The sequence below is a fragment of the Acetivibrio saccincola genome, assembly GCF_002844395.1.
Classification (GTDB): Bacteria; Bacillota; Clostridia; order Acetivibrionales; family Acetivibrionaceae; genus Herbivorax; species Herbivorax saccincola.
Genome location: NZ_CP025197.1, coordinates 234,739 through 252,638, shown reverse-complemented (window position 1 = coordinate 252,638; position 17,900 = coordinate 234,739). Strand labels below are relative to the sequence as shown.

16 protein-coding genes and 2 tRNA genes are annotated in these 17,900 nt (G+C 36.4%); 6 read left to right on the top strand and 12 right to left on the bottom strand.

Translation table 11 applies throughout. The features are described from left to right. Positions 1-39 precede the first annotated feature (39 nt). From HVS_RS01260 to HVS_RS01250, 3 genes are read left to right on the top strand one after another with little or no spacing between them, the layout of a single operon-like run. Positions 40-1,764: a V-type ATP synthase subunit A gene (locus tag HVS_RS01260; protein WP_242971710.1), complete on the top strand. Its 1,725-nt coding sequence runs from the start codon at positions 40-42 to the stop codon at positions 1,762-1,764. Continuing rightward, complete coding sequence (locus HVS_RS01255) at positions 1,757-3,130, top strand: V-type ATP synthase subunit B (protein WP_101298649.1); 1,374 nt, start codon at positions 1,757-1,759, stop codon at positions 3,128-3,130. Before HVS_RS01260 ends, HVS_RS01255 begins: the two co-directional genes overlap by 8 nt. 21 nt (positions 3,131-3,151) lie before the next feature. Continuing rightward, positions 3,152-3,814 (top strand): V-type ATP synthase subunit D, encoded by a 663-nt coding sequence (locus tag HVS_RS01250; RefSeq protein ID WP_101298648.1) that lies wholly within the window; start codon positions 3,152-3,154, stop codon positions 3,812-3,814. A 228-nt stretch (positions 3,815-4,042) separates the two neighbouring features. Here HVS_RS01250 and HVS_RS01245 read toward each other — a convergent pair whose 3' ends face one another. From HVS_RS01245 to HVS_RS01220, 6 genes are all read right to left on the bottom strand, one after another. Beyond that, positions 4,043-4,255: a hypothetical protein gene (locus HVS_RS01245; RefSeq protein ID WP_159063338.1), complete on the bottom strand. Its 213-nt coding sequence runs from the start codon at positions 4,253-4,255 to the stop codon at positions 4,043-4,045. Beyond that, the gene (rpmE, locus tag HVS_RS01240; protein ID WP_101298646.1) at positions 4,212-4,421 is read right to left on the bottom strand and encodes a 50S ribosomal protein L31; all 210 of its coding nucleotides are present in this window, start codon (positions 4,419-4,421) and stop codon (positions 4,212-4,214) included. Before rpmE ends, HVS_RS01245 begins: the two co-directional genes overlap by 44 nt. 151 nt (positions 4,422-4,572) lie before the next feature. Continuing rightward, positions 4,573-6,468 (bottom strand): transcription termination factor Rho, encoded by a 1,896-nt coding sequence (gene rho / locus HVS_RS01235; protein WP_101298645.1) that lies wholly within the window; start codon positions 6,466-6,468, stop codon positions 4,573-4,575. A gap of 280 nt (positions 6,469-6,748) precedes the next feature. Beyond that, positions 6,749-7,420 (bottom strand): hypothetical protein, encoded by a 672-nt coding sequence (locus HVS_RS01230; protein WP_101298644.1) that lies wholly within the window; start codon positions 7,418-7,420, stop codon positions 6,749-6,751. Positions 7,421-7,652: 232 nt separating this feature from the next. Next, a tRNA-Thr gene (locus HVS_RS01225) sits at positions 7,653-7,728 on the bottom strand. 110 nt (positions 7,729-7,838) lie between these two features. Beyond that, positions 7,839-7,914: transfer RNA gene (locus HVS_RS01220), tRNA-Pro, on the bottom strand. Between the two features lie 318 nt (positions 7,915-8,232). On the opposite strand from HVS_RS01220, the gene HVS_RS01215 reads away from it, so the two are divergent. After that, positions 8,233-11,058 (top strand): phosphodiester glycosidase family protein, encoded by a 2,826-nt coding sequence (locus HVS_RS01215; protein WP_101304021.1) that lies wholly within the window; start codon positions 8,233-8,235, stop codon positions 11,056-11,058. Positions 11,059-11,204: 146 nt separating this feature from the next. Here HVS_RS01215 and galU read toward each other — a convergent pair whose 3' ends face one another. Further along, entirely contained in the window at positions 11,205-12,074 is an 870-nt protein-coding gene (galU, locus tag HVS_RS01210; protein ID WP_101298643.1) for a UTP--glucose-1-phosphate uridylyltransferase GalU, read from the bottom strand. Between the two features lie 180 nt (positions 12,075-12,254). Here galU and HVS_RS01205 point away from each other — a divergent pair, with 180 nt between their 5' ends. Beyond that, complete coding sequence (locus tag HVS_RS01205; RefSeq protein ID WP_101298642.1) at positions 12,255-13,118, top strand: YihY/virulence factor BrkB family protein; 864 nt, start codon at positions 12,255-12,257, stop codon at positions 13,116-13,118. A 125-nt stretch (positions 13,119-13,243) separates the two neighbouring features. Here HVS_RS01205 and HVS_RS01200 read toward each other — a convergent pair whose 3' ends face one another. The 4 genes from HVS_RS01200 to rpsF form a co-directional block, all read right to left on the bottom strand. Continuing rightward, a complete protein-coding gene (locus HVS_RS01200) occupies positions 13,244-13,507 on the bottom strand; it encodes a hypothetical protein (protein WP_101298641.1) in 264 nt (87 codons plus the stop codon). A gap of 1 nt (position 13,508) precedes the next feature. Further along, positions 13,509-13,778, bottom strand: coding sequence for a 30S ribosomal protein S18 (gene rpsR, locus HVS_RS01195; RefSeq protein ID WP_101298640.1), 270 nt, complete (start codon positions 13,776-13,778; stop codon positions 13,509-13,511). 85 nt (positions 13,779-13,863) lie between these two features. Further along, positions 13,864-14,289, bottom strand: a complete 426-nt coding sequence (locus HVS_RS01190; protein WP_101298639.1) for a single-stranded DNA-binding protein — start codon at positions 14,287-14,289, stop codon at positions 13,864-13,866. 9 nt (positions 14,290-14,298) lie between these two features. Continuing rightward, the gene (gene rpsF, locus HVS_RS01185) at positions 14,299-14,586 is read right to left on the bottom strand and encodes a 30S ribosomal protein S6 (RefSeq protein ID WP_101298638.1); all 288 of its coding nucleotides are present in this window, start codon (positions 14,584-14,586) and stop codon (positions 14,299-14,301) included. A 562-nt stretch (positions 14,587-15,148) separates the two neighbouring features. On the opposite strand from rpsF, the gene HVS_RS01180 reads away from it, so the two are divergent. Beyond that, complete coding sequence (locus tag HVS_RS01180) at positions 15,149-16,366, top strand: sensor domain-containing diguanylate cyclase (RefSeq protein ID WP_101298637.1); 1,218 nt, start codon at positions 15,149-15,151, stop codon at positions 16,364-16,366. Between the two features lie 64 nt (positions 16,367-16,430). Here the strand turns inward: HVS_RS01180 and nagA are convergent, their stop codons facing one another. Next, complete coding sequence (gene nagA / locus HVS_RS01175) at positions 16,431-17,600, bottom strand: N-acetylglucosamine-6-phosphate deacetylase (RefSeq protein WP_235827381.1); 1,170 nt, start codon at positions 17,598-17,600, stop codon at positions 16,431-16,433. Between the last annotated feature and the right edge of the window lie 300 nt (positions 17,601-17,900).

Below are 17,900 nucleotides of genomic sequence, written 5' to 3'. Positions count from 1 at the left end.
ATAGTTAAAGTCTCTGGCCCTTTGGTAATTGCTGAAGGTATGCGCGACGCAAATATGTTTGACGTTGTCCGCATAAGTGAACACAAACTAATAGGCGAAATAATAGAAATGCACGGGGACAAAGCTTCCATCCAGGTTTATGAAGAAACTGCGGGATTAGGACCCGGGGAGCCTGTTGTTTCAACGGGAGTTCCCCTCAGCGTTGAGTTAGGACCCGGGCTTATTGAAAATATGTTTGACGGGATTCAAAGACCTCTTGAAAAAATGCGTGAAATAGCCGGAAGCAACATAACAAGGGGTATAGATGTTACTGCTTTAGACAGGGATAAGAAGTGGAAATTTGTACCCACAGCTAAAAAGGGACAAAAAGTCTTCGGCGGCGATATTATAGGCACCGTTCAGGAAACAGTTGTTGTAGAACATAGGATAATGGTACCCCACGGTGTCAGCGGAACAATTGAAGAAATTAAAGAAGGGGAATTCACCGTTACCGACACCGTTGCTGTAGTAAAAAAGGATAATGGGGAAAATGTAAATATCCAGATGATGCAAAAGTGGCCTGTCCGTGTAGGCAGACCCTATAAAGAAAAATTGCCCCCTGACACACCACTTATAACAGGTCAAAGGGTAATAGATACCTTTTTCCCAGTTGCTAAAGGCGGTGTTGCAGCAGTACCCGGGCCTTTTGGCAGCGGTAAAACCGTTGTACAGCACCAGCTTGCAAAATGGGCTGATGCGGAGATAGTTGTATATATAGGCTGCGGTGAGCGTGGCAATGAAATGACAGACGTTTTAACGGAATTTCCGGAGCTAAAGGACCCAAAAACCGGAGAGTCCCTGATGAAGAGGACAGTTTTAATTGCAAATACATCGGATATGCCTGTTGCTGCCAGGGAAGCCTCCATATATACAGGAATTACCATTGCAGAATACTTCAGGGATATGGGCTATAGTGTAGCTCTGATGGCAGACTCCACTTCCCGCTGGGCGGAAGCTTTAAGGGAGATGTCTGGAAGACTTGAAGAAATGCCTGGTGAAGAAGGTTACCCTGCATATCTGGCATCAAGACTTGCACAGTTTTATGAGAGAGCCGGAAGGGTTATAAATCTTGGCTCAGATGGAAGAGAAGGGGCTCTTACAGCCATAGGTGCAGTTTCACCACCCGGAGGAGACCTTTCCGAACCTGTTACCCAGGCAACTTTGAGAATAGTGAAGGTATTCTGGGGACTTGATTCCTCTTTGGCATACAGGCGCCACTTCCCTGCAATAAACTGGCTTTTAAGTTATTCCCTCTATCTTGACAGATTGGATAAGTGGGCTAATGAAAACGTGTCTAAAGAATGGGGAACCCTCAGGGCAGATGCAATGAGGCTTTTGCAGGAAGAAGCGGAGCTGGAGGAAATTGTAAGACTTGTTGGTGTGGACGCTCTTTCCGCCGGTGACAGACTTACTTTAGAGGCTGCAAAATCCATACGTGAAGACTATCTTCACCAAAACGCTTTTCACGATGTGGATACCTATACCTCCCTCAACAAGCAGTTTAAAATGCTGCATCTTATAATGAATTTTTACTACTTAGGCAAAAACGCCATTGAAGCAGGTGTAAGTATAAAAGATTTATTTGAAATACCTGTGAGGGAGAGAATCGGAAGAGCTAAATATACAGCTGAAGACCAGGTGGATACTGCTTTTCCTAAAATTGAAGCAGAGCTTAAAGAGCAAATAGAAGCCCTCATATCCAAGGAGGTGGATAAGAATGCTTAAAGAGTATAAAACTATAGAAGAAGTTGCAGGTCCCCTGATGCTTGTTAAAAAAGTTGAAGGGGTAAAATACGGGGAACTTGGAGAAATTGAGCTTTCAAATGGTGAAATAAGAAGATGCAGGGTTCTTGAAATAGATAGAGATAATGCATTGGTACAGCTTTTTGAAAGTTCTGCCGGTATAAACTTATTAGACAGTAAAGTGAGGTTTTTAGGAAGAGGTATAGAACTTCCTGTGTCAATAGACATGCTTGGAAGGGTTTTTAGCGGAATTGGTGAGCCGGTAGACGGAGGACCTAATATAATTCCTGACATGCGCATCGACATAAACGGTGTTCCTATAAACCCGGCTGCAAGAAATTACCCGTCAGAATTTATTCAGACAGGTATTTCCGCTATAGATGGTTTAAATACCCTTGTAAGGGGACAAAAACTTCCCATATTTTCAGGTTCAGGACTTCCTCACGCACAGCTGGCGGCACAAATTGCAAGGCAGGCAAAGGTTTTAGGTACCGACAGTAAGTTTGCCGTTGTTTTTGCTGCAATTGGTATAACTTTCGAGGAAGCTGACTATTTTATCACTGACTTTAAGAGAACAGGTGCTATAGACCGTACCGTTTTATTTATAAACTTAGCAAACGACCCTGCCATCGAGCGTATATCTACTCCAAGAATGGCACTTACCGCTGCCGAGTACCTTGCATTTGAAAAAGACATGCATGTACTTGTAATTTTAACTGACATAACCAACTATGCTGAGGCTTTAAGGGAAGTTTCCGCTGCAAGAAAAGAGGTACCCGGAAGAAGAGGTTACCCAGGTTATATGTACACCGACCTGGCTACTTTATACGAAAGGGCAGGAAGAAAAAGAGACTCTGAAGGAAGTATTACTCTAATACCAATACTGACTATGCCTGAAGATGACAAAACACATCCTATCCCGGACCTTACAGGTTATATAACTGAGGGTCAGATAATATTAAGCAGGGAGCTTTACAGAAGTGGTGTAATGCCTCCTATAGATGTTTTGCCTTCCCTGTCCCGTCTAAAGGACAAAGGTATAGGGGAGGGTAAGACAAGGGAGGACCATGCAGATACAATGAACCAGCTGTTTGCTGCATACGCAAGGGGTAAAGAGGCAAAGGAACTGGCTGTAATATTAGGTGAGGCTGCCCTGTCGGATATAGATAAGCTGTATGCTAAGTTTGCAGATGCTTTTGAGAAGGAGTATGTATCCCAGGGCTTTGATGAAGACAGATCTATTGAAAAGACGCTGGAAATAGGCTGGAACCTTCTTTCAATACTACCCCGCTCTGAGCTTAAACGTATCAGGGACGAATACCTTGATAAGTATCTGCCTGAAAAATGATTATAAAAGGAGTTAATCATTATGGCTATAATGCTGCGGGTAAACCCCACCAGAATGGAGCTGACCCGGCTTAAAAAAAGGCTTGCAATTGCAAGAAGGGGTCATAAGCTCTTAAAGGATAAACAAGATGAATTGATGAAAAAGTTTCTTGACTTGGTTAAACGGAATAAAGAGCTGAGAGAAAAAGTGGAAGGCATGCTTATGAAAGTCCATGAAAACTTTCTTATAGCAAGGGCTGTTATGTCTTCCGAATCCCTTGAGGGTGCTTTAATGTTCCCAAAACAGAGCATATCCTTAGATGTGTCTTCACAAAATGTAATGAGCGTATCTGTGCCTGTTTTTAATTACAATTTGTCCAGCACGTATGAAAGCGATATATATCCTTATGGTTTTGCATCCACATCCGGGGAACTAGACGCTGCTATCGGCACATTATCTGAAGCACTCCCCTTTATGCTGGAGCTTGCACAGATGGAGAAGTCTTCCCAGCTTCTTGCCCAGGAAATTGAAAGGACAAGAAGAAGGGTTAATGCACTGGAATATGTATTAATACCTCAACTTACCGAGACAATCAAGTATATTACAATGAAACTTGAAGAAAATGAAAGAGGTAATCTTGTAAGGCTTATGAAAGTTAAGGATATGATGATAGAAGAAGCAAGAAAGTCAGCTCATTCCCGTTAGAAAATACAAGTTATATCATATTAAAAAATAACTGCCAATATTATAGAGAAGGCAGTTATTTTTTATTTACATTTTATGTATGCAAAATGATAAAAAAATGAGAGCTCTGGTAAGCTCTCGAACAAGGGGAGTAACTTTGAGAAAAAGAAGTTACTCTATGTAATGATACCACATATATCACTAAATAATCAAGATGTTTTTATAAATTTTTTTACTTTTTTAATTTTTTTATTTATCATGCTTTACAATACTTTGCAATTGTTGTGATAAATTACTGCGACATAATATAATATCTCCGGGAAATACTTGGGCAATATTTGTCATTTTCCCGCCAAAAAAATTAAGACAAGAGAATACCTCTTGTCTTGGCTCTTTAACTTTTGTTTTGTTGATATCTTTAGTCTTCGTTTTTAAATCCATATCTTTTATTAAATTTCTCAACACGTCCTCCAGTATCCACCAGCTTTTGCTTACCAGTGTAAAATGGATGACAACTGGAACATATCTCTACATTCACATCTTTCTTTGTGGAACCTGCTTCATAAGTAGCACCACATGCACATCTGATAGTAGTTTTTGAATACTCTGGATGTATACCTGCTTTCATTTTCTTCACCTACTTTCAAAACTTTATGAAATTAATTATATAATCTAAAATACTTGTATTAATTTTAAAACAGATAAAATAACACAACATACAGTAGCCTATAACAAAACACAAAAAGTATTTTATCATAAAACAAGGATATGTGCAAGAACTATTTATCTAGAAATGCTAAATTAAGGCTGCTAATAAACTCCTCATTATTTTTCGTTTGTACCAGCCGGTTAATTAATATCTCTGTCACTTCAGCAGTCCCCATATTGCTCATAGCCTTTCTTATAGCCCACACTCCCTCAAGTTCTTTCTGGCTAAGCAGCAATTCTTCTCTTCTTGTACCTGATTTATTTATATCTATTGCAGGGAATATTCTCTTCTCAGACAGTTTTCTATCTAAGTGAAGTTCCATATTACCTGTACCCTTAAATTCTTCAAATATAACATCATCCATCCTGCTTCCGGTTTCTATAAGGGCAGTAGCTATTATTGTAAGACTTCCGCCGTTTTCTATATTCCTGGCAGCACCAAAAAATCTTTTTGGCTTGTGCAGTGCACCTGGATCAAGCCCACCGGAAAGAGTCCTTCCTGTCGGCGGTATTGTAAGGTTGTATGCCCTTGCAAGCCTGGTAATACTATCTAACAATATTACAACGTCTTTCTTTTGTTCAACAAGCCTTTGAGCTCTTTCTAAAACCATTTCTGCAACTTTTATATGATGTTCAGGAACTTCGTCAAATGTAGAATAAATAACCTCACCCTTTATAGAACGCTGCATATCTGTTACTTCCTCAGGTCTTTCATCAATAAGCAGCACAATAAGCTCCATATCAGGGTAATTATTTGTAATGGCATTTGCCACTTTTTTAAGCAATACCGTCTTACCCGCTTTTGGAGGTGAGACAATCATACCACGCTGTCCCTTACCTACCGGCGCAATTAAATCAATTAATCTGGTTGACAATTCTCTTGGAGTTGTTTCAAGGGTAATCCTGCTATCCGGATATATAGGTGTCAGATACTCAAAAGGTACTCTTTTAGCTGCTACCTCAGGAGGGTCCCCATTAACCGTTTGAACATATAATAAGGCTTGGAATTTCTCCCCCTCTTTTGGTATCCTGCCCTTTCCCCTTATCTTATCACCGGTTTTCAAATTAAAACGTCTGATTTGTGATGGTGAAACATAAACATCTTTAGGTCCTGACAGATAATTATCGCTTCTTAAAAATCCATAACCATCTGGTAAAACTTCTAGTACTCCCTCAACAGGATCATCACTTTCTATCTTTTCCAGTCCGTTAGGATAACTGGAGCTTTCTGTCTCTTTCTTACCCTCTGTTTTCTTTTCCTGCTTACTTTCCTGCTTAGAAGTGATTTCACCGGTCTCCTGTTTAGTCTCTTGCTTGCTTTCCTGTTTAGCTTCTAGTGTTGTTTCTTCTTTAGCCTCTAGTTTAGTCTCTTGCTTAGTTTCCTGTTCAGCTTCTTCTTTGACTTCCTTTTTAGCCTCTTGCTTAGCTTCCTTTTCTTTCTCTTCTTTCTTCTTGTCTTCTGCAACTTCTTTATTTTCTTCTTTTTCTTTAACTTCTTCTTTAGCTTCCTCCCCTTTAACCTCTTCTTTTACCTCTTTTTTTGGTTCCTCAGAAACTTTGACTGTTTTAGGTCTCCCCCTCTTGGATTTTCTCAACACAGGAACTTCTTCTTTTGACTCTTCTTTGGCTTCTTTAGTTTCCTTTGTCTCTTTAGTTTCTTCTTTTTTTGCTCCTTCTTTCTTTGTTTCTTCTTTCTTTGTTTCTTCTTTTAATTCCTTAACATCTTTAGTCTCTTCATCTTTCTTTTTGGATTTCTTTTCTTTTTCTGTATCGATATCTGATTTTTCGGTCTTAGTTTCTGTATCGCCTGACTTCATGGTTTCTTCAACATTTTCAATCCCTTGGGACTGATAAATTCTTTCTATAAGCTCACTCTTTCTCAATCTGCTAATGCTTTTTAATCCCAGCATCTTTGCAATGTACCGTAGATCTTCAAGCGTCTTATCTTTTAGATTAATACCCTCCATATCACACCACCTTACTTGAACATAGTTATATATATAAATTAATAGGGAGTTCACCATAGCTAGATTATAGTATGCAAAACCCTTGTATGGAAGAAAGGCTAGTACTTTGAGGAGAATCTCAGAGTATCTCTGCAAACCAGCAATAGTATTATATCAGTATTTATAAAATTTGTCAATTGAAATATTTTATAAATTAAAATAAAATAATTTGATGTAATATTAAAAAATCTCCGCAATTAATCTTTGTATTTAATCTTTTGTAATAATCATAGAATTATATCTATAAAATTCTTCCATCCCTCTTAACTGTAGCCGGCTCTATTTTTATATCTGCAGGCTGCCCGTCATTTATAAGCATAATTTCTTTCCGCAGTAAATTAACCTTTAAGTGCTCGTTAGATGAAGCGTATATAATTTTACTGCCCGGACATAAATTACACTTTAAATAAATTTTATCAGAAAACAGAAATAATTCAATATCATTACTTCCACATTCGCAAAATAAATTACCCCTTTCAGCTATATCATGGATAAGATTTAATGAATCCAGCATAACCTGGGTATTGGCAAAATAATTATCATAGCCAAGTCTGTCTATCAACTCATCATATTCTCTCTCTAAGCTGTCTATTTTTTTTCTTACTATTTTGTCACTCCCGATAAAACACTGCTTTATGCCTGTATTCGGGCAGTTGAAAGTATAAATTTCCTGAGCAATAAATTCTTTTGTACTCATTAAATAAACATGACTGGTTCCACATCCTATACATGGTACCATAATTTTAAAAACTGTAGGGCTTTCTTTTCTTATTACCAGTGATGCTCCCCTGCAACGGCAAGTAAAAACAATATCTTCTTTTTGTGGTATTTCAAAAAGGGATACAGTGTTAAACTGGAATGTGCCACATGAAGAACACTTGTAAGCAAGGGTTATACCAGTATCAATTATCATATCACCCACCTCTATATATGTAATTCGTTAATCAAACAAAAAATCCTCTTTTTATTTTTCTATTCTGAAAATACATTTCAGGAATAAATGAAAAGAATATAAGCCCTATAGAAATGGTTTCCACTAATTTTGTATTTTAAACCCCTCAAAAAATTATATTTAAAAATTTTAAAAAAAATTTAATAGAAAAAACAAAAGACTTTGCACCTTATACGCAAAGTCTTCTTAATTTTGGAGCTGGTGGACGGATTCGAACCCCCGACCTGCTGATTACAAGTCAGCTGCTCTACCAACTGAGCTACACCAGCGTAAAATATAAAACATAATGCCTTTTAAATTATAATGTTTTTTAAATATCCTTGTATAAGAAAAACCTTCATTTAAATAGAAAGAGCCGCTTTACCCAGTTTAAATTTACTGGTCGGGGTGAGAGGACTTGAACCCCCGGCCCCATGGTCCCAAACCACGTGCGCTACCAGCTGCGCTACACCCCGAAAACTTTTAGCGACAAAAAGTATTCTACTACACCGGATATGATAATTCAAATTTGGTATTCCCCCATTTTTTTAATATTATACTGCTAATTCTCCATCAATCTCTTATTTTCGCTTATTTTCTCAAATGTAAGTAAGAATTTTTAAAAATAACGTTACACCTTTGTAACATAATGTTAACTTGCCTCCTGTATATATATACCTTATAATTATTTTTAAAGTTATTTTTTATACAGGAGGGTATAAATTAGTAACTTTATGGAAAATCTGAAATTAAAATTGATAAAACACATGTCAAAAACTAATGAGGTGGAGAGCATGAGGTACATAAGAAAAAAAATTACAATTCTTTTAATTCTGGCAGTTGTGTTTGCATCCTTTTTTAGCGGCGCACCTGTCCATTCAAAGGTTATTTATCAAACGGTTACATCTGAAACCATTACATCCGGTGTTGTTTTAGAAAGAATAACCAGATTTACAGATGAAGGATGGCTAAAAATCAATGTACTAAGGGCAAATCTTAATAACCCCAATGTGCACATTGATACTCTTACCAATAAAGACTCAATAAAAAATCTTACAAATACAAAAGAACTTGCTGAATCCCACAATGCAGTTGCCGCTGTAAATGCCGGGTTCTTCAATTGGATGAGTGAAACAGGGAAAGCTTCTCCTGACGGTCCTTTAATACAGTCCGGAGAACTTATTTCGGCTGATCACGAATATAACAGATATAATAACTCAATGGGAACTTTTTCAATAGATAAAAATAATAATGTCTTATTTGATTTTTGGAAAACAGATTTAGAATTAACAGCCAGCAACGGAAATACCATGACCATTACACAATATAACAAGGCAAGTTTTAAAGATTACACTGATGTGGTAATGTGGTGCAGGAAATGGGATGAATATTCCTTAGGGGCCAGTGAAAAATATCCTGATATAGTTGAAATGGTTATTGAAGGTCCCTTTGTTACAGAAATAAGAGAGGGAATGCCCCCTGTTAAAATTCCTGAAAACGGTTATGTCATTATTACAAGGGGCAAAAATGCAGAGTTTATCAAGAATAATTTTAAAGTAGGAAGTCCTGTACTTCTTTCTATGACAACCAGACCTGATTGGGAAAATATGAAAATGTCTGTAACAGGAAGTGCTATTCTTGTGAAAAACGGGAAAATACCTTCACCTTTTTCTTTCGACATAGCGGGAAGGCATCCCCGTACAATGGTGGGAAGCTCAAAGGATGGAAAAGAACTGATTCTTGTTACAGTGGACGGCCGCCAGCAAGGAAGTATAGGCATGACCCAGACTGAAGCTGCAGCCCTTATGCTGGAACTTGGCGCATATAATGCGCTGAATTTAGACGGCGGCGGTTCTACTACAATGGCTGCAAGAAAACCGGCAACGGAAAATATAGAAATTGTAAACAGTCCTTCTGATGGTTCACCTAGAAGAATATCAAATGCAATAGGTATTTTTTCAACTTTTCCGCCTTATCCGTTAGAAGGCTTTATAATTGATACAGTGGACACCAATGTTTTTGTAAACACTTCCAGGGAGTTTAAAGCTCTCCCCTATGATGCTTATATGAATCCCATTAAGATAGATCAAAGTCAGTTAAAGTGGAGTGTTTCAGGGGTGGAAGGGTATTTTAAAGGCAATGTATTTTATCCTGAGTCAACAGGTACAGCTACCATTACTGTATCCTCAGGAAGTGTGAAATCATCTATAAAAGTAAATGTACTGCCACCTCCGGGTGAGCTTATACTCAGCTCAAATTCCCTTAAAATCAATGTTGGTCAAAGCAGGAGTCTTTCTGTAGTTGGTAAAGACAACAACGGCTATTCTGCCCGTATAAGCGCCAAAGATGTAGACTGGTCCCTGACAGGGGATATCGGGGAACTGGATTTAAATACATTTACTGCTTCAAAAGCAGGAACCGGTTATATTACAGCATCATTAGGTGATGTAAAGGCACATTGTGCAATTTCTGTTGCCCTTGAAACCAATCATGTAATAGGCTCCTTTGACAAATTAGAGGGCACTTTTACCTCTGTTCCTGAAACTATACCCGGAAGCTATGAAATTACCAAAGAAATAGACAATAAAGTTACCGGGAAGCTAACTTACAATTTTAACACCACCGAGGGAACAAGGGCTGCCTATATAGTATTCCCGGATGAAGGGATAGATTTAAAAGAAAACACCACCAAGATAGGTTTTTGGGCATACAACCCCCATGAAAATTCCAACTGGCTGAGGGGGGAAGTGGTGGACGCCAATGGAAACAAGCACTTTATTGACTTTTCTAAAACTTTAGATTGGACAGGGTGGAAGTATGTGGAGGCTTCTGTTTCAGGCATAAATTCACCTAAAAAGCTTACAAGGATATATGTTGTTCAGGTTAATCCTATAACAAGCTCAGGAAGCCTGTATTTAGATGAACTGACTATAACCACCGCTACTTATCCGGTTATAGATAAAAACCAAATACCAGAGGATACTCTTCCTGTATACGAAGCAAATAAAAATGTAAAACCTTCAAAAGACGATGACTATAAAAAATTCATTCTGTTTGGAAATAAGGATACTGCCAACACCCTTTTAGAAAACCTTCTGTTTATGAATTTGTACGAAAAGGCAACCCAAAGCAGTATAAGTGAAGATTTAAATGAAGATGCAAATGAAAATGAAATTGAAATAAAATTTTTAAAAGACTACAATACCTACAGGGCTTATGATTCCAATGGCTGCCGTTTTATCGAGCTAAATACATCTAAAAACAGCATAAGGACAAGTGCACAAGGACAATGGCAGTGGTTTTTAAAACAGCTTGATTCTTTTAACGGCGACAATTTGTTTATATTTATGGAAAACGCTCCAAATAAGTTTTCTGACAGCTTAGAAGGGAATTTGTTTAAAACGGTACTTTCTGAGCACAAGGATAAAATCAAAAATATCTGGGTGTTTTTTAACGGTACTGAAGACAATGTTTTTATGGAAGACGGTGTAAAATATATAAGTTCTGCAGGGCTTAATATAAATAACCTGACTCCGGATAATGCAGACACAGTAAAATACATTGAAGTTACCGTTGTTAACGGCGAACCAACATACCAGATTAAAAATGTAATAAATTAAGGACTAAATATGATAAATTGAAATTTAATTAAGTGCTAAATATCAAAGGATTTTAACGTCAAAAGATTAAAGAGAATATAAAGAGGGCGGTATTTGCATGAAATTAGTTTCCACAATCCGCCCTTTTTTAAAAGTTCTTTTTATATTTACAATTGTTGCACTATTCTTTTCAGGTAATCGGTGAATTCATCTTTTAGTTCATCCCTTTTTAGGGCAAATTCCACCGTTGCTTCTAAAAATCCAAGTTTATTTCCCACATCATAGCGCTTTCCAATAAAGTCATAAGCATATATAGCTTCTTCCCCTATAAGGTTTTTTAAAGCGTCGGTTAATTGGATTTCTCCTCCTTTTCCCGGCTTTGCGTTTTCAAGATGTTTGAATATTTGAGGTGTGATTATGTACCTTCCAAGAATGGCTACATTAGACGGTGCCTCTGACTTTTCGGGTTTTTCCACCAAATCCTTTACTTTATACACCCTGTCATCCACCGGTCTGCATGCTACAATTCCATACTTTGAAACATCTTCATCCGGGACGGTCTGAACACCTAAAACAGTGGTTTTGTATTCATTGTATATATCTATCATTTGTTTCAAGCAGGGAACTTCTGAATCTACAATATCGTCACCTAATAAAACAGCAAAAGGTTCATTTCCTATAAAAGATTTGGCACAATAAATAGCATGTCCCAATCCTTTGGCTTCCTTTTGCCGTATATAGTGTATATCCACTAAATTTGAAATATCCTGCACTAAACTGAGAAGTTCTCTTTTTCCTTTATTTTTAAGTTCGTGTTCCAGCTCATATGATTTGTCAAAATGGTCTTCTATAGCTCTTTTATTCCTTCCTGATATAATTATTATGTCTTCAATTCCGGATTTAACTGCTTCCTCTACTATGTATTGGATTGTCGGCTTGTCCACTATAGGCAGCATCTCTTTCGGCTGTGCTTTTGTAGCGGGCAAAAACCTTGTGCCTAAACCTGCTGCAGGTATTATTGCTTTTCTTACCTTCAAATTAAATACACCTCTTTCCACATTTTGAATCTGTCTGGCAATTTAAATCTATCTAATATTTATTTTATCAAAGAAATACCTATATTCCAACAATTTAAAAAATTATATGTGAATTAAGGTGTTATAATACTAAATTTAGATATATAATAAATATAGATTTTTCAAAGGAGTGCTGTATAAATGTTCTTCCTTAACACAAATAATACCCTGTTTGCAGTTATAAAGAGAATGTATTCACGCTTTAAAGATAACAACATCCCTGCTTTTGCATCGCAGCTTACATATTCATTTATTTTATCTTTTTTTCCTTTTTTGATTTTTTTGCTTACCCTAATAAGCTATACTCCGGTAAATAGTGAAAAACTTATGGCTTTTTTTTCAGACACACTGCCCCAGGTATCCTATAATATTGTGCTAAATACAATTAACCAGGCTATTGCCTCCCGCCAAAGCACCCTTTTGCCAATTGGTATGATTACAACTATATGGATGTCTTCAAATGGGATGAACGCCGTTATAAGCGGTTTAAATAAGGCTTTTAACCAGAAAGAATCTCGGTCCTTTTGGAAAGTCAGGGGTATTTCCATTATTGCCACTCTTTTTTTGGCAATTGCAATTCTCTTTTCCCTGGTACTTTTGGTGTTTGGTGAAATTGTGGGTAAAAAGATATTTCAATTTCTTGGTATTTCCCATCTCTTCATTGGAGTGTGGAATATTACACGGTATATAATTACTTTCTCCTCTATGACCATTGTATTTTCTCTTTTGTACCGTTTCACACCCAATAATCCCCCAAGTTTAAAAGAAGTTATTCCTGGTGCTATTTTTTCAACATCAGGCTGGATAATTGTTTCCCTGCTCTTTTCCATATACGTTAACAATTATAGCAATTACTCCAATATGTACGGAGGTATCGGGGGAATTATCATTCTCCTTATATGGCTTTACTGGATAAGTGTTATAATACTTCTGGGAGGGGAGCTGAATGCTTCTCTTATCTCTATATGCGGAAAAGACAATACAGAAGACGGCAAAAGAAAATAAAAATACGCTTCTCTTACTCCATCTCCTATTTCACCATACATACAAACTTTATCCCAATTTTTGAGGGATAGTTTCATTTAAAGTATCTGCAATTTATATATATGTCATTTTACTTTTGCTCCATATTATATACCTCCTGGAGCATTTTCAAAATCTTTTTGCCTAAATCTACTACCTGCTTTATATTCTATTTTAAATCTTGCTGAACTTAAGGGAATTACCTTCATACCCCACAATAATAAAAAAGTCCTTTGTCCTGGCTGTCCTCGTGCTACACACGCCCTTAACAGCCAGTCCGAAGGACCTTTGCGATTTCTTAATGAGTTGTTGTATTTTATCAAAAGAATTTGCACAATTTCAGGATTATATAATCCTAAGGTGAACAGCATTCTAGTCTGAAGTATATGGCAACAGTGCAATATGTCTTGCTCTTTTTATAGCAGTTGTCATTTGCCTTTGATGTTTCGCACAGTTTCCGGAAATCCTTCTTGGCAGAATCTTTCCTCTTTCAGTAAGAAACTTTCTTAATTTTGCGATATCTTTATAATCTATTACAACTGTCTTTTCAGCACAAAATGAACAAACTTTTTTCTTAGCTCTTCTTATTTTTAAAGCCCTGTTTTCATCCTTGCTGCTCTTATCCTTTTTCTGAGTTGTCATTATTCAATGCTCCTCCTTTCCTTCCTAATTTCCAAAACAACTGTAACCTTGCAAAAGAAATATTACAAACAATATATCTGATCTCTTAAAACGGCAGTTCATCGTCATCATCAATGGGAACAAATCCTTCAGAAGGCTGTTCAGATACAGCCATAGGGCTGTAATCATCAACATTATAAGAACCTTCTGCTTTTTTGCTCTCGGCAAAATAAGTTTCTTCTGCAATAACTTCAGTTATATAATGTCTTTTTCCTTCATTATCGTCCCATGTTCTTGTCTGAAGCCTTCCTACCACTACTATCTTCTTGCCCTTTTGAAGATATTTAGAGCAAAATTCCGCATTTTTGTTCCATGCAACGATAGGAAAAAAATCCGTCTGTTTCTCCTCATTTTGCCTGGAAAAACGCCTGTCCACAGCTAAGCTGAAACTGCAAACCGGAATATTGTTTGTATTTGTGTACCTCATTTCCGGATCCTTTGTAAGTCTGCCCATTAAAATAACTTTATTCATAATATCACCTTAGTCTTTTCTTTTAACAATAATATACTTGATAATTTCTTCAGTTATTTTGTACACTCTGTCAAGCTCTTGGATAAATTCCGGTTTAGCTACAAAATGCATCAACACATAATATCCTTCGCTGTGGTAATTAATTTGATAGGCTAACTTTCTTTTTCCCCATTCGTCAATGTTTTCTAATTCTGCTTCAGACTCTACTAAATTTTTAATTTTATCAATTATGGATTTAGTCGCTTCTTCATCTAATTCAGGATTGACAATAAAAATACTTTCATATTTTCTTAACACCTTCTTCACCTCCTCCCGGACTAACGGCCCTGTTTTCAAAGAACAGGGCAAGGATTCCACGAGGTAAGATTATATCATATAATTACCTGTATTGCAACTTATTTTTGCGATTTTCCCCTGAATATTTTTTCTCCTTATATGATTTTAACCTTAAATGATTTTTTTAAAATAAATAAAAATCTAAAATTTCCGATATATATTACAAAAATAAAAAATTTTATTTTAAAAAATACTGCTAAAAAGCTGTAAATTCAGCACTTTAGAATTTATTGCTATATAATGGGTTTATAAAACTGTTTCCAAAAACCAAGTTGTGTGCTATTATAGTAGTATCACAATAAAAATATAAAATGTAAACTGGCAAGTATCTATCTGGGGGAGTTAATGTTTTAGTTGCTTTTGTTAAACCGACAAAGAACAGGACATTGTGTTTGATTTTCTTAGCATCTTTCGAGATTAAAAGTTAATCATTACAAGTTATCCGCTACTATACGTACTTTGCATTTTTGTGAATATTTAGCTAATTTGTAATGCTAAACATCCTTACGGGAAGGGTGATGATGTGTTTAAAAAGTCTCCTTTGAAAAAACGCTTAGGAACCTTTAGCCTGACAATTATAGCAATACTTGCTGCTATAGCTCTCTCTGTTCCTACTTATATTGTTTTTGACTGGTGCAGCAACAATGTCAAGTTAAGCTTAACATTGCTTGCTACTATATATTCGGGAATTTTATATCTAGTTATTGTTATAATTTTAGGTATATTATTAACTATTTTGTCAAAGCAACATGCTCATGCTAAGGAATTGAAGAATTTTAAAAACTTTACCGACGTTTTACATAGATCATCTTCTGAAATAGAAGTGTATGAAACTTTATATACTTTTGTAAGGAATATGCATTTAGTTAATCATGTTACATTGTTTTACAGAAATGACAGGTCAGTTAATGATATTACATGGCAAAGGATAACAAATGAAAGAATGCCCCTTTGCCGGATGGAACCCAGATACTGTCCTTTAATAAAATATGGGCGTGAATGTTATGTAAAAAATATTGCCACTGACATAACATGTGCTTTCCAGCTTCCTGAACACAAAACAGGAAGTTATGTCTGTCTGCCTATAACTAATGGGAATCTCACACTGGGAATACTTCAGCTTTACACAAAATCCAGGTATTTCTTTGACGATACAATTATATCTAAATTAAAATCATACATTGAAGTTGCCAAACCGATAATAAGCAGTAAGAGGACACTTCACCAGCTTAACAAAAAGGCAACCACAGATAAACTCACTAAATTATATAATAGAAGTTTCCTTGAACAGTACCTGGAAAATCAAATTGAAACATCAAGTAAATTAAGCATCATTATGCTTGACATTGACCACTTCAAACGCATTAATGACACATACGGTCACGCAGCCGGTGATGAAGTGCTTGTGGTGTTCTCACAGGTTATATTAAGATGCCTCAGGAGAACTGACTTGGTGGCAAGATACGGTGGAGAAGAGTTTGTAGCTATTTTACCTGCTACAGATACCGGGACGGCTATGGCTATTGCCGAAAGAATCCGGGAGTCAGTTGCTTTAGAACCTATGCCTAAAATCAACAACATCCAGATTCCAAATATAACCTGCAGCCTTGGGGTCAGTGCTTTCCCAATGTTTGCAACAAATAAACAAACCCTTTTAAAAACCGCCGATGTAGCTCTCTATAAGGCAAAACAGGCGGGCAGGAACTGTGTCAAATTGTATATGAAGGAAATGGGGTTATAGTATATCCAGATAATATATTTAGACGGTATATCCACACTTTAAACGGTAGATTCATACTTTAAGTTTAAGCTCTGTATACTATATTTCCTTCTGCTATGGTTGCCAATAAATTTAATTTTTTATCCATAATTATAATATCAGCATCCTTACCACATGTAAGGCTTCCTTTTTTATGATAAATCCCTGCTACCTTTGCAGCATTTGCAGAGGTCATTTTTATGCAGTTTTCAATAGGAACCCCCCACCTTCCAACCATGTTTTTAAATATGTCAATCATGGTAACAACACTTCCTGCTATAACCCCGTTTTTATGCTTTGCACATCCATTTTCAATGTACAATTCTTTTCCTGCAAAAGAGTATTCACCATTTCCGGCGCCTGCGGCAATTATAGAATCTGTTATTAAAACTATATTGTCTATAGGTTTACATTTTAAAACTATTTTTATCATTGCAGGGTCAATGTGAACCCCGTCGCATATAAGCTCTACAGTTATATTATCTCTTTCTAAAGCTGCACCTGCAATACCGGGGTCTCTGTGGTGGATGCCGGCCATGGCATTAAAGAGGTGGGTCACATGGCTAAATCCCTTTTCAAAAGCATGCGCAGCCACTTTATAGTCCGCTCCTGTGTGCCCTGCAGAAAAAACTATCCCCCTTCTTTTAAAATGTTCTATAAAGGAAATTGCATTTTCTGCCTCAGGGGCAACTGTTACTATTTTTATATTTCCCCCTGATTCATGTATAAACCTTTCCAATAGGGAGACAGAGGGTGGAATTATATGCTCTTTTGGATGTGACCCCTTGTACTTTTGGCTTATAAAAGGTCCTTCCATATTAATGCCAATTATTTTGGCACCGGGGATTTTATTTTTAGATGGCTTATTTATCTTATTTATATATTGATTTATATTTCTTACTGCATTCATCATATCTTCTAAAGGAGCAGTCATTACCGCCGGCAAAAAAGCCGTCACACCCTTTGATACAAAAAAACGGGACAAGCTTTCAAGTTCCCGGCATTTTGAATTCATTATGTCGTATCCCCCACCCCCGTGGGTATGTATATCAATAAAACCCGGCAAAACCCAAAAACCTTCAGCGTCTATAACTTCACACCCATTTTTAGATATACCCCTTCTGATATCTGCAATTTTACCATCTTTAATTAATATGTCTTTTTTCTCAAAACTATTATTATCATAAAACACCAATCCGTTTTTTATTAATTTCATATTAAACACCAAACCCTTATATAAGTGTATTTATAGAGAATATTTTCGCTTCATTTGCATATAATATTTATTGTGTATTTTAAAATAAAATAATTTTTTTTGCAAATAATATAAAAAAATAATAAAATATATTTGAAATGTCCACTTAAAATGTGGTATTATTATACTTGGTGATAAATAAATTTAAATACGATGTAATATTTTGTCATTAAACCCGTTCTAGTTGTTCATAAAAAATCGGTTATTTGTCCCTTTATTATCAAGCAAAACCTTATTCTTTACTATTTGGATTTGTTTAAT

What these genes read in the sequence shown, in the direction of transcription:
- HVS_RS01260 (WP_242971710.1), top strand. Translation starts at nt 40, where the DNA reads ATGCGCGACGCAAATATGTTTGACGTTGTCCGCATAAGTGAACACAAA.
- HVS_RS01255 (WP_101298649.1), top strand. Translation starts at nt 1,757, where the DNA reads ATGCTTAAAGAGTATAAAACTATAGAAGAAGTTGCAGGTCCCCTGATG.
- HVS_RS01250 (WP_101298648.1), top strand. Translation starts at nt 3,152, where the DNA reads ATGGCTATAATGCTGCGGGTAAACCCCACCAGAATGGAGCTGACCCGG.
- rpmE (WP_101298646.1), bottom strand. Translation starts at nt 4,421, where the DNA reads ATGAAAGCAGGTATACATCCAGAGTATTCAAAAACTACTATCAGATGT.
- rho (WP_101298645.1), bottom strand. Translation starts at nt 6,468, where the DNA reads ATGGAGGGTATTAATCTAAAAGATAAGACGCTTGAAGATCTACGGTAC.
- HVS_RS01230 (WP_101298644.1), bottom strand. Translation starts at nt 7,420, where the DNA reads ATGATAATTGATACTGGTATAACCCTTGCTTACAAGTGTTCTTCATGT.
- HVS_RS01215 (WP_101304021.1), top strand. Translation starts at nt 8,233, where the DNA reads ATGAGGTACATAAGAAAAAAAATTACAATTCTTTTAATTCTGGCAGTT.
- HVS_RS01205 (WP_101298642.1), top strand. Translation starts at nt 12,255, where the DNA reads ATGTTCTTCCTTAACACAAATAATACCCTGTTTGCAGTTATAAAGAGA.
- HVS_RS01200 (WP_101298641.1), bottom strand. Translation starts at nt 13,507, where the DNA reads ATGCTGTTCACCTTAGGATTATATAATCCTGAAATTGTGCAAATTCTT.
- rpsR (WP_101298640.1), bottom strand. Translation starts at nt 13,778, where the DNA reads ATGACAACTCAGAAAAAGGATAAGAGCAGCAAGGATGAAAACAGGGCT.
- HVS_RS01190 (WP_101298639.1), bottom strand. Translation starts at nt 14,289, where the DNA reads ATGAATAAAGTTATTTTAATGGGCAGACTTACAAAGGATCCGGAAATG.
- nagA (WP_235827381.1), bottom strand. Translation starts at nt 17,600, where the DNA reads ATGAAATTAATAAAAAACGGATTGGTGTTTTATGATAATAATAGTTTT.